This is a genomic window from Paenibacillus sp. NMA1017 (assembly GCF_058895805.1).
The window spans coordinates 186,167-198,837 of sequence record NZ_JBZXYR010000001.1 but is presented as its reverse complement, the minus strand read 5'-3'; the positions used below and the strand labels follow the sequence as shown (position 1 = coordinate 198,837).

The window sequence follows — 12,671 nt, the reverse complement described above, 5'->3', positions numbered from 1 at the left end:
ACCGGGCGATCTTCGGATACCCGGTTTTCTTGCCATCCATAGATGTATATAATAAGGTGAGGAAAACTAGCATACTGAATGATGTAAGGAGAGGGATGTTTCATGTCTTTTCAACCGAATCCGGGAGACGAATTGATCATAAACGGCACAGCTTATGTGGTTGGACGACATCCCGCTGCACCCGGTTTAGCCTATGCTCAAGCAGGACGGCAGGGAATTGTATACCAGTTGAATGCCAAAAACGGAGCACCGCATGAGGCAAAAGCCCTTAAAGTGTTTTTTCCGAAGTTCCGCATCCCGGCTATGGTTTATCAATCTGAGCATATGGAAGCATACGGGGATATTCCCGGTTTGCAGGTATGCAAGCGTGATGTGCTCACTCCAGAAAGAAACGGAAGTCTGATCGCCGAGCAGCCTGATTTGCTGTATGCGGTGCTGATGCCATGGGTTCACGGTATGACATGGTTCGATTGTCTCACAGATCAGCGTCAGCTTGAGGCTTCCGATAGTCTGGCTTTAGCCAGAGCATTGGCAGGGATCGGTTCAGCTATGGAGCAAAAAGGATTGGCGCACTGTGATTTATCGGCGCCGAATGTGATGCTTCCGTTTTTTTCTGAAGTGGAACTGCCTCAAGGCACGTCAGCTGTGGAATTGGTGGACGTGGAACAAATGTATAGTACTAAAATGGATCGTCCAGACGCTCTATTGGCAGGCTCGCCAGGGTATGCCGCCCATCGTACCGTCCACAGCGGGTTATGGAGTGCGTATGCAGACCGTTTTGCAGGGGCAATTATTATAGGAGAAATGCTAGGCTGGTCTGACCGTGTAGTAGTCGACAAAGCGTGGGGCGAAAGTTATTTTGATCAGCATGAAATGCAGACGCCTTGCGAACGTTATTTTATTTTACGAAAATCGCTTGAATCCCGTTGGGGCAGCAAGGTGGTAGAATTGTTTAGCCGTGCCTGGGATAGTCAGGATCTAAGCAGTTGCCCTACTTTTGGCGAATGGCTGGTTGTACTAAATGCGGTTACTGAGCAGGAAATTCCAGTTGAGGCTATAGAACCGGAGCCTGCTGCGACAGAAACAATAGAATCGGCAGTGGTGGGCGGCCTTGCCAGTGAAGCTGCACCCTCTTTGTCAGCGCCTGCACCGCTCAGGGCTGAACAGGCTGCATTGCTAAATCAGGCTGCCCTGGAGCAGGGAGAGCGTGGGGTCACGGACAAGCTGTTCCGACAGGCACGTGATTTGGAGCAGCAAAACAAACCTGCTGCAGCGCTGGAAGTATACCGGTCGTTGTATCATTTTGTAGAAGACGGCAGTCCTCTGCATGTGGAGGTGTCAGCTGCGATCACAGGTCTAGAGGAGCAGTTGAATCCCAAGACGCCAGAGCAACCTGAAAAATCAAAAGCCTGGTATCGCTCCAAAGCGTTTATCGTGACAACTGCGGCCGCAGTCGTTCTATTGGCAGCTGGAATCCCAGCCGTGAATATTCTTGCAGATCAGTCCAATCAGCGGCAAATCGAGGAAGCCAAGCAGAAAGAGGCAGCGAAGGCTGCAAAGGCGGCCGAGGAAAAGCTGGCAGCCGAGCAGGAAGCGGCTCAAAAATTGCTGACAGAGAAACAACGACAGGAAGCGGAACAGCAGGCCAAGCAACAGGCACTTGCTGCTCAAAAGCAACAGGAAGAGCAGAAGAAACAGCAAGCCCTTATCGCTCAACAGGTTAAATATGAAGCTTATCTCGCCCAAAAGGAACAAAACAAGCAGGTGGCTGCCAAGTTGGCGAAGCAAAAAGCGTATGATCAACAGGCAAAGTATGAAAAATACTTGGCCTTGAAAAAAGAGCAAGAAGCCCGTGCCGCTCAGGAAGAGGCAGCTCGTAAAACAGCAGCCGAGGCGGAACAAAAGCAAAAAGAGTCCATGCATGCACGAAACAAGGAGAACGTTCTTCAGCTTATTTCCCTCTACAACAAGGCGTATGCCTCTCAGGAAGGTGGAAGCGCTGCGAAGGCTAAGAGCTTTGCGAAGCGTTTTAGAGCATTATATGATAGTAATCCTTCTTATTATCGTTCGGTAGGTGAAGTGGGATATCGGGCCTCCTCTATTTATAACTTTTTAGGAGATACAAATTTTAGACTGCCTAAAATTTAATATTTCATATGTTTATATATGGGCGGAATGATAGATACGAAACAGATGGAGATAGAAGGTAACTGAGGGGAGCATGTACAAACCATGAATTATACAATACAGGCTTCACAACGTACTCCCGCCCTGATCATTTACCTGATTGACATCAGCGCGTCGATGAACATGCTGATGGAGGGGCGGCGGCGTATTGACGTTGTATATGAAGCTATATCGTTGGCGATCCGGCAGATGGTTTTCCGATCGACCAAAGGAAATCGGCTGACAGCGCGCTATCGGATTGCGATTTTGGCTTATAGTGACGATGTGTATGACCTGCTGAATGGTGTTAAGGGAATTGATGAAATCGCGGCCATTGGCTCGTTGCCCGATTTGACACCCAAACGATTCTCAGATTCTGCAAAAGCCTTCTTGCAAGCTGAGCGTATTTTGCAGGCAGAATTACCAGGGATGCAGGACTGTCCTGCACCATTGGTCTGTCATATGACAGATGGGGTTTCCACAGGCGATGATCCGGAACCGATTGCGAAGCGCATTATGAGCATGAGTGTACCGGACGGTAATGTACTGGTGGAAAATATATTTTTATCCGACAGGTTGCTGGAAACGCCTATTCAGGACCCCCGTCGCTGGAAAGGTCTGACACATAATACGCCGTTGCAGGATGAACATGCTGTGAAATTGCGTGATATGTCTTCTGTACTGCCTGAAAGCTATCGGGAAATGCTATTTGAGGCAGATTATCAGTTAGGTGAAGGAGCCATTATGATGCTGCCCGGAACCTGTGCGGAACTGGTGTCCATTGGGTTTCAAATGTCGGCCGCAACGCCTGTACGGTAAGGAGGTAAAAGCATGAATCCACTGCTGTCCCTGCTCCCCGCGAGCAAAAAAAAGGGAATGAATGCAAGGCTGACTCAGCAATTTGCTTACATAAGCTCTCAGACAGGCGATCAGCCTTTATCATCTCATCACAGTCGTTTTATGTGTCGTTATGGCTATGGAAGATCTGCCGAATCTGCCAGTATGGGGGAAAGCGGACAGGATTTCGCCGCAGTACGTATTCATAAATCCGTCTGTTGTTTTGTCTTGTGTGATGGTGTCGGACTCAGTTACCGAGGAGATTTTGCAGCCCGCTATCTGGGTTCTTCTTTACTGGATTGGATGGAACGGGGACAAGATCTGTCTGCTGATCAATTGAGAGTGTACCTTGAACGTTTGGCAGGTACAGCGGCAGAAGAACTGGATCGGCAGCCTTTGGATCACGAATCAGGGTTAATGCGTTCGGTATTGGAAGATAAACGTCGTCAGGGAAGCCAGTCCATGTATATTTGCGGTAAAATCGAACTGCCGAAGCGTGGTAGCCGTGGCCGTCTCCGACTTGCCTGGCAAGGGGATTCACGTTTGCGACTATGGAACGGTGCCGAAGAAATCAGCGAACTGTTCGATCATACCTTCTCTACAGCGGAGCGTTGGTCTACAAGTCGTGGGCCGATTGGAGGGAAGCCTCATTGGTATGAGAGAAGCATTCCCGCAGATATGCCGATGAGATTACAGGTATATACGGACGGTTTATCCGATTTGGACCCCATTCGCGAGCTTGTCCCTGATGAGCAGATACAGGTGTTGCTGGATGCATCCCATACCGGGGGACTTGATGATGATGCTGCATTTATTGAGCTGCAGTGGTAAATAATTAAGCAAAAGGACGTTATACAACCATGGATATGGATGTATACGTCCTTTTTTTGATGAATACATAGAACATTACGATTCGTTAAGATATTTATAGAATGTAACGAGGAGGAGAAGAAAAGAAGCGCTAATGCGCGTAATATTCGTCCTTTTCTTAAATATCGCAAAGGAATAGCAAAAAATGCGCAAAAATGGTGATTATAAAGTATATCCTTTTGGGTAATCTTGTGATTATACAGATTACTGAAAGGGAGCGATACATATGAGCTACACATATGCAGGAGGCGCACGCTTTGAAGGCAAAACTGCTCTGATCACGGGAGCTGGTTCTGGCATTGGCAAGGCAACGGCCATTCAAATGGCCAGAGAAGGAGCGAATGTCGCTCTTTTTGACGTAAGTAATGAGCGCATTTTGGAGACGGAAAGAGAAATTAATGCTATACGTGAAGGATCAGCGCGAGCTTTTGACGTGGACATTGCCGATCCGGTGCGTGTGGAAAAAGCAGTTCTGGAAGCGGTTGAATTATTTGGCGGTCTGCATATCATTTTTGCCAATGCGGGGATTAACGGGGTCGTCGGACCGATTGAGGATCTGAGCATTGAGGATTGGCGCCAAACATTGTCTACGAATCTGGATGGTACCTTCCTGACGGTGAAGTATACAATACCACATTTGAAAAAGAACGGTGGCGGCAGCATTATCATTACCAGTTCTATTAATGGTAATCAGCGCTTTACCAGCTTTGGGATGTCAGCCTACAGCACATCGAAGGCGGGTCAAACTGGTTTTGCTAAAATGGCTGCGCTGGAGCTGGCTAAGTTCCGTATTCGTGTGAATGTCATCTGTCCAGGTGCCATTTCGACGAATATTGATGAAACCACGGAGAAATCGGAAGGGTTAAAGCAAATTACCATCCCCGTCAAGTTTCCCGAAGGAGGACAACCATTGGCTGATGGACCGGGTCAACCTGAGCAGGTAGCTGATTTGGTGACATTCTTGGCCTCTGATCATTCGCGTCACATTACTGGCGCACAAATTGTCATTGACGGGGCAGAGTCGTTATTATTTTAGAAATAGAGCATAGTCTGGGACAGAGAAATGTTTTGTGGTATCCTGAGTGTATGGTCTTGGTTAAGGTGCGAATGTGAAGCTCACATAAAAACCCTGGATCCTTCGCACCTCGAAATTTGTCGAATGCATGTCGAATGTGAACAAAATATGAACTTGTGTAGTGTGTAAATTCATTTTTTGATATCAATTGTTAAAATTTATGCTAAAATTGGACTGCATAAGATTGAATTTCCCCACTTTTCGCTGTCGCACTCTATATGAGTGCGTGGATTGAAATATGATGAATGGAGGACGTCCTCAAGAAAGAAATAGGCGACTCCATGTGACAATTGACGATGCGGCAGGATTCACGGTCAGTTGTTACGGTATATGGTTTTGTTTGACTGGTATGCTTTGCATAGTTCTCAGGGCTTCAGCCGCAGAAGGAAGAAAATAAAATCGAAGTAAAACGATGCTTGGTGATATGTACAATGCTCGCAATGGGCGCGATGAGAGGCAATGATGCGGGGGAATGAGGCAAGAATATGAGGGCGTACAGGGGATAAAATGCGGAAGAACCACCGAAGGATGAAAAATCCAGTGCGGTGGTTCTTTTTTTTCACTCGTCTTGTATGCCATCATTATAGGGGGAGGCGATGAAGGATGTTCCAGGATTTCAAGCTCGTCAGTGACCGGCCGGTCTCGATACAAGTAAAAGAATACGTCAATCGTTTAATTATAAAAGGGGCGCTTCAGGCGGATCAGAAGCTGCCTTCCACACGAGAAATGAGCCTTCTGCTTAAGGTGAGCCGCAATACAGTCATTGCAGCCTATGAAGGCTTGGAGGATGACGGATTTACGTATGCGATTCCCGGAAAGGGTAGTTATGTGGCCGCCATGGTGGGCCAGTCGGCCGTAGATAACGGAGGAGCTGGCGGTTCTGCCACCTGGGAGATCGACTGGAAGGCAAGAATGAACGAGTATGCTGTATCGGCTGTTGATCTGGATATGATGAAGCAGGGCATTCGTGCCCAAAAGGGAACTATCTCGTTCACAAGCATCGCTCCGGATGAGCAGCTGTTTGATCTGGGGGATGTAAGGCGAGCTTTTATGGACCGGATGGCAATCGAAGGGCAGGTGCTGCTCAACTACGGCTATGCCAAGGGCTACAAGCCGCTGATTGATTACCTGATGCATTATATGGAGAACAAGGGCGTCGATATAAGCGGCAAAGATATGCTGATTACAGGCGGGTTTACAGAAGGCTTTGACATTGTGCTGTCGGCTTTACGCCCTTCTGCACGCCGCGGAGCGGCAATTTGTGAAAATCCGACCCATCACACAGCGATCAAAAATTTGAAGTTGCAAGGATTTGAGATTACCGGCATTCCGATGGAGTGTGACGGTATTGATGTGGAGCGGCTAGAGGAGGTACTGCAGACCAATAGCTTCGATTTGGCCTATTTGACTCCTTCCTATCACAATCCGACAGGCATCGTCATGTCGCCAGCAAAGCGCAGCGCTGTTATGAAATTAATGATGCGCTATCAGATTCCGGTGATTGAGGATGGATTCAATGAGGAGCTACGCTACTCGGGAGCGCATGTTGCGCCCTTAATAGCGACAGCAGGGCAAGGGAACGGAGTAATCTATATAGGCAGCTTCTCCAAGGTGCTGTTCCCTGGCTTGCGAGTAGGCTGGGTGCTTGGAGACCGAGCACTGATTGACACTCTGGAAAGCATTAAGCGTGCGCGCACCATTCATACCTCAACAATCGATCAATCGATTTTATACCAATATATGCTTAACGGAAATTTCGATAAACATGTAAAAAAAGCACGTACAGAGTATAAGCGTAAATATGAGCTGACAAAGACATGCTGTGAAGCACATCTTCCTGAGGCGCAGGTGTCTGGTGACGGGGGCTTGCATTTGTTCCTTACCTTCCCGACAGGCATAAATACACGCCAGCTGCTAGAAGCTTGCACAGAACAGGGCGTCATTTTTACACCGGGAGACAAGTTTTTTATTCAAGAAGGCGAAGGGACGAATACATTGCGGCTTGGGTTTTCACGAGTAACAGATGAAAATATCGAACGGGGTATTCAAATAATCGGTAAACAGACGCGTAACTTTCTTAAGGCATAAGGATTAAGAAAAGAGCTATAGAGACGGAATGTTGTTCTGAAGAAGCACTAGCGATCGGATGAACATCCGTAGCCACATAAAGATTTTGAAGAAAAATGAGGTGCATGATGAAAATTGGCGTTATTATGGGCGGTATTTCCTCTGAGCGTGAGATTTCTTTGCAGACAGGTCAAGAGATGATCGATCATTTGGATCGCAGCCGTTATGAAGTGGTTCCAATTGTGATCGAGCAGCGAGCGGATTTAATCGCGCAGGTCCAGCAGGCAGGCATCGATATCGCGCTGCTGGCACTACATGGTCAGTATGGGGAGGACGGCACGGTGCAGGGAGCGCTGGAGACGCTGGGCATTCCCTATACAGGCAGCGGTGTCCTGGCTAGCAGCTTATGCATGAATAAGCAGTTGTCCAAGACGCTGTTGAAGGCAGCGGGTGTGCATACGCCTGCAGGCCTTTGTTGGCAGGGGATGGACGATTATGATCCGCAGGTGGTGGAGCGTTTGGGCTACCCGGTTATTGTGAAGCCGAATACGGGGGGATCCAGTATCGGCATCCAGCTTGTACAAAATGAGAAGGAACTGCTGCCGGCTGTTCAGGGGGCTTGCAGCTTAGATCAAGCGATCTTGATTGAGCGCTATTATAAAGGGACGGAGATTACCTGCTCCATCGTAGATGGCGAGGTATTACCGATTATTAGCATTAGCTCCGCTCGTTCGAAGTGGTTCGACTATAAAGCTAAATATGAGGTCGATGGTGCTAAGGAGGAGGTGATCGAGCTTCCTCTCGTTATTGAGCAGCGTGTGCGCGAGGCGGCACTGGCCAGCTACCGACTGCTGCAATGCAAGGTCTATGCAAGAGTCGATATGATTTTGTGTCAGGATAGGCCTTACGTGCTGGAAGTGAACACATTACCGGGAATGACCGCCAACAGCCTGCTTCCGAAGAGTGCGGCAGCTGCGGGTATAACCTTTACACAGTTACTGGACCATATTATTGCCAGCTCGCTCCATGAGCGGAAACAGGAATGGAGGATGGCGTAATATGTTTAGTGAAAAGGGGACAGGGCGGTTTGTATCCTCGCGTGTACGGGATATTCGGCCATCGGGAATTCGCGCTTTTTTTGATCTGAATGCAGCAGGCGGAGGTACAATCGCCCTTGGGGTCGGAGAGCCTGATTTTGTTACACCGGAAAAGGTACGTGAAGCTTGCATTCAGGCATTGCGTGAAGGGCAGACGAAATATACTTCGAATGCCGGCTTGATGGAGCTGCGGGAGGAGATCTCTGCTTATTTTTCCGGCAGCTTCGCGCTTTCCTATGACCCTGAGCAGGAAATGATTGTGACGGTGGGGAGCAGTGAAGCCGTCGACCTGGCGCTGCGAGCAGTGATCGATCCAGGTGACGAGGTGCTGATTCCAGCACCAAGCTATATTGCCTATGAACCCATTACCCATCTGCATGGCGGTAAAATTATAGAGGTGGCGGCTACGGCAGAGGAGCAATTCAAGCTGACCCCGCAAGCGCTGCAAGCGGCAATTACACCTCATTCAAAGGTTTTAATGATCAATTATCCCTGTAATCCGACTGGAACAGTTATGACGGAGCAGGATTGGCTGCCGATTACAGAGCTCATTATCAAACATGATCTGGTCGTCATTTCGGATGAAGTGTATGCCGAACTGACTTACGGGAGAAAGCATGTCAGTATCGCCTCTTTGCCGGGCATGAAGGACCGTACGATTGTCATCAGCGGTTTTTCTAAAGCATTTGCGATGACAGGCTGGCGGGTAGGCTATGCGTGCGGTCCGCATGAGCTGATTGCCGGCATGCTGAAAATCCACCAGTACACAGCCATGTGTGCGCCCACCATTGCACAGATTGCCGCGCTGGAATCATTGCGCCATGGCTTGGCTGCCAAGGATGAGATGATGGCGAGCTACAATGAACGTCGCAAGCTGTTTGTGGCCGGCTTGAATGCAATCGGGCTTGCTTGTCATGAGCCTAAGGGGGCTTTCTATGCCTTCCCTTCAATTACTTCTACTGGCATGTCATCTGAGCAGTTTGCACTTCGTATGCTGAAGGAAGCGAAGGTGGCGGTCGTACCGGGACATGTATTCGGATCAGGCGGAGAGGGCTTTATTCGCTGCTCATATGCAGCCTCGCTCGTCAATTTGGAGAAGGCGCTGGAACGGATGGGAAGGTTTATGCAGGTAATGCAGCCGGTATGATGAACAGGGTTAATAACTCAACTTTTGCCGAACGTTTTCATAAAATATTTTACAAATACCTTTATGATTTTCGAAAACATACAGGTATTTTTCTGATCATTGTAGTCGATATTTCCGGATGTATTTACCCAAAGCCCGAACATTCAGCTTTGGAGTTAACTGGTGGAACCTTGCTTTTAAATGCGCTATCGATGAATTAAATATATTCGAATGTGCACTTCCTCCTTCACAGGTGGCAGAACTGGCAGAGGTGAAATAAGTCCAGGCAGGTATTTGTAGCTAAGCCAAAAAGCGAGTCTGTCCAGGTGCGAATGTGAAGCTCACATGAATTCTCCGAGAGATTCGCACCTCAGATTTTGTCGAATTATATCGAATGTGAACAAGTTTTAAACGATCGCAAGAGGATGAGGTAATATTAGATGCGTTTTTGCCAAAATAACGCTAGAATGTTACTTAAATAGGGGGCATTTAACCCATTTTCGCTGTCGCACTCTATATGAGTGCGTGGATTGAAATAATCTAACGATAAGGCCGTAGCAAGTCTGTCAGAGTCGCACTCTATATGAGTGCGTGGATTGAAATAAGTATCTATTGAAAGTAAGCAGAATACGGGCCGGTCGCACTCTATATGAGTGCGTGGATTGAAATTGATGCGTATCCATTTCCTGTAACGTTTCTTGTTAGTCGCACTCTATATGAGTGCGTGGATTGAAATTCCAGGTCGCACTCTGTATGGAGTGCGTGGATTGAAATAGCTCAGGCGTTTGCTGAAGCTCAGGCGTTTGTTTCAAGTCGCACTCTGTATGGAGTGCATGGATTGAAATAACAAGGAACCGGAAGCGGAACTACCGTTCAGCGGTCGCACTCTGTATGGAGTGCGTGGATTGAAATCGAACGTCAAGGGGCTAAAGGGCAAGGTTACATGGGTCGCACTCTGTATGGAGTGCGTGGATTGAAATTTTAGTTGCATGAACACTAAATGAAACAAATAATGCAGTCGCACTCTGTATGGAGTGTGTGGATTGAAATTAAAGCGTTATGCAACGATTCTATTGAACTACGCAATAGTTATAGGGGTATTTTACGCTTTGGGATATCAGATGAGCGCTATGGGAATCTATGCAATTCTGACAGGAATTGTGACTGGAGAAATAATCAACTTGGTATTATCAAAGCGAGAGAAATGAACCTATGTATCCCTTGATTACATCAAAATCAGGGGATTTTTCATTTGATTAAAAGGTTCAACAGAGTTATTACCTGGGAACTCTATATCATTTACTAATAGTAAAGAATATGGAGAAATGAAATAGTCATGTCAACTCTGTGAAACCTTTTATTTCGGCAATCCAATTTCACTTTTGTTATTCGTTTTCACAATCTTCCCTTGTGTGTAAGTTATGCTGAATTTTCGTTATAAACATTAGTTGCATAATATATTGACAGATGGTTAATTATGGAGAAGAATAGAGGGTGATTTTTAAAATAATGGAATTTTTATGTGAAGGGTGGTTATGACTTGAAGCATACACCTACGATTTCAGCGGAGTTTGAGTATTATCTAAAACAAAATGATATGACATTGAGTCAATTTGCCGAATATTCAGGGGTTCATCAAAGAACGCTTAGTAATTGGATTACTCAGCATCGTCCTGTTTCTGTACAGCAGCTAGACCGAATTACTGCGGCTATGCATTTGCCAGAAGGCTATTTTTACGATCTATACATAGAAAATTACATCATTGACCTTTCTCCGAATTTTAGGCGAATCGAGCCATTATTGTATCGTTGTGCGGAGCTGGACAAGCTGGATGCAATCCGTCGAATGGTTGGACATATCATGGATAATCCGCTGTATGCGACTAGGCTATTTGATGTTGCAGAAGCATTATTTGAACAGGGACGACATGCTGCTGCGCTGCCTCTCTATGAGAATGTCGCAGAAGTGGAGAAATATCAGCATTCTGAGCGCTTGGCCACCTGCCAATATCGTATATTCACGATTCAAGTTGGAGATGATCAGAGCCGTAATCTCAAGGCAGCGATACTATTTGAACCTTATGTCGAGCGTCTGGATGAAATAGTTCAGCTTGATGCATTAAAGGATTTGGCGAATGTGTATAGGTCTTTACGTAAATGGGACAAGCTTGATGCAACAGCTTGCAAAATGAGGGTTAAAGCGAGAATTCAATACACTATGAAGCATAAGCAGGAAAAGCGAAAAGATTCTGGCAAGAAAACAAGGAGTCCATTATTTGGTTACATCGCTTATGCTGACCTGTTGTGTGCATGTGTCTGTGAAGCTCAAGGCGACTATAAACAAGCTCTGCAATATACATACGCCTACGCTAATTTAGATTGGGTCATAGAGACAGACGAGGCTACTCAGCACTGGGTCAATTTGTACAAACATTGGTCCGAAGGTAATACTTACGTTAATAAACTCTTATCTGGAGATATAGGTGTACTTACGGATTATGTTGAATACATTGCATCAACAAATGTAACGAATAAAGAAATGGTCACTAAACTGCTTAATGTTTTGATGGCTGCTAACCGATATCAGATTGATGTAGATAAAATACTTCAGCGTTTTGAAACTGAAGTTTATTCTCTCACTCAGCCGGAAATGTTGTTTGATGATATGTATACTAATCAAGTTATACCAGAGCAATGTGCACGCTTTGGATATGAATTAGCTTATTATTATTTACATCAAGGTGTGTATAGTGATGGTTTTAAATATTTGATGTATGCAATGGTAAGTTATCATACACTAAATAATGAGACTTATTTTATAAATTGTATGGGGCTACTTTTACATTTTCGGGATTATGCGGTTCTTGAAACTAAAGCAGGTTTTTTTAATCTTATTGAAAAGGTGTGGTTAGAGAATGTTGAAAAAAATGGTACTGCTGATCATCGCGGCTAGTTTTTTGTTTATTGTTACTGTGCCGGTTCATTCGCATAGTCACATTCAACTTAATGATCAAATTGGAGGTATGTAACAGAGGAGAAACACAAACAATGTTCTGCTAACTTTACAACTGACGATTATAAGGGTTCCAAAGTTTAACTCTGAACAACTTGAAACCAACTGAAAATAAACATATACCGACAAAAAGCGCCTCTGGAATGTTCCAGGAGCGTTTTTTTTGTTAAGCGTATTTTAAAAAAATCCAAAAATTTACGTTTTGCATTAGGATATGACACAGAAGGGGGAATCATGCTGATGAATCCAGGTGTGACTTTACTTCGTGTCGAACGGGCCAGAAAAAGACTGTACCAAGTCCAGAAGAAATATGGATTTTTAACGCATCCCAAAGTGATTGAACAATCCATGAAACTGGATGAACTATTGAATCAATACCAAATATACAAAATGAAATCCTAACAAATGAGTTCATGACAT

General features: G+C 45.9%; 9 protein-coding genes. All 9 read left to right on the top strand.

What is annotated here, in order from left to right; all coding sequences use genetic code 11:
• Window positions 1-102 precede the first annotated feature (102 nt).
• A complete protein-coding gene (locus AC5ELV_RS00905) occupies window positions 103-2,148 on the top strand; it encodes a serine/threonine-protein kinase (protein WP_493428801.1) in 2,046 nt (681 codons plus the stop codon).
• Between the two features lie 84 nt (window positions 2,149-2,232).
• Window positions 2,233-2,985: a vWA domain-containing protein gene (locus AC5ELV_RS00900; RefSeq protein ID WP_013309992.1), complete on the top strand. Its 753-nt coding sequence runs from the start codon at window positions 2,233-2,235 to the stop codon at window positions 2,983-2,985.
• Between the two features lie 12 nt (window positions 2,986-2,997).
• The gene (locus AC5ELV_RS00895; RefSeq protein ID WP_493428800.1) at window positions 2,998-3,834 is read left to right on the top strand and encodes a hypothetical protein; all 837 of its coding nucleotides are present in this window, start codon (window positions 2,998-3,000) and stop codon (window positions 3,832-3,834) included.
• 265 nt (window positions 3,835-4,099) lie between these two features.
• The gene (locus tag AC5ELV_RS00890) at window positions 4,100-4,909 is read left to right on the top strand and encodes an SDR family oxidoreductase (protein ID WP_493428799.1); all 810 of its coding nucleotides are present in this window, start codon (window positions 4,100-4,102) and stop codon (window positions 4,907-4,909) included.
• Between the two features lie 642 nt (window positions 4,910-5,551).
• A complete protein-coding gene (locus AC5ELV_RS00885; RefSeq protein ID WP_493428798.1) occupies window positions 5,552-7,036 on the top strand; it encodes an aminotransferase-like domain-containing protein in 1,485 nt (494 codons plus the stop codon).
• Window positions 7,037-7,143: 107 nt separating this feature from the next.
• The gene (locus AC5ELV_RS00880) at window positions 7,144-8,073 is read left to right on the top strand and encodes a D-alanine--D-alanine ligase (protein ID WP_493429333.1); all 930 of its coding nucleotides are present in this window, start codon (window positions 7,144-7,146) and stop codon (window positions 8,071-8,073) included.
• A 1-nt stretch (window position 8,074) separates the two neighbouring features.
• On the top strand, window positions 8,075-9,259 hold the full coding sequence (locus tag AC5ELV_RS00875) for an aminotransferase class I/II-fold pyridoxal phosphate-dependent enzyme (protein ID WP_493428797.1): 1,185 nt from the start codon (window positions 8,075-8,077) through the stop codon (window positions 9,257-9,259).
• Window positions 9,260-10,778: 1,519 nt separating this feature from the next.
• Entirely contained in the window at window positions 10,779-12,191 is a 1,413-nt protein-coding gene (locus tag AC5ELV_RS00870) for a helix-turn-helix domain-containing protein (RefSeq protein WP_493428796.1), read from the top strand.
• A 294-nt stretch (window positions 12,192-12,485) separates the two neighbouring features.
• Window positions 12,486-12,653 carry an aspartyl-phosphate phosphatase Spo0E family protein gene (locus tag AC5ELV_RS00865; RefSeq protein WP_071558834.1) on the top strand — a complete coding sequence of 56 codons (168 nt, stop codon included), beginning with the start codon at window positions 12,486-12,488 and terminating at the stop codon, window positions 12,651-12,653.
• Window positions 12,654-12,671: the final 18 nt, after the last annotated feature.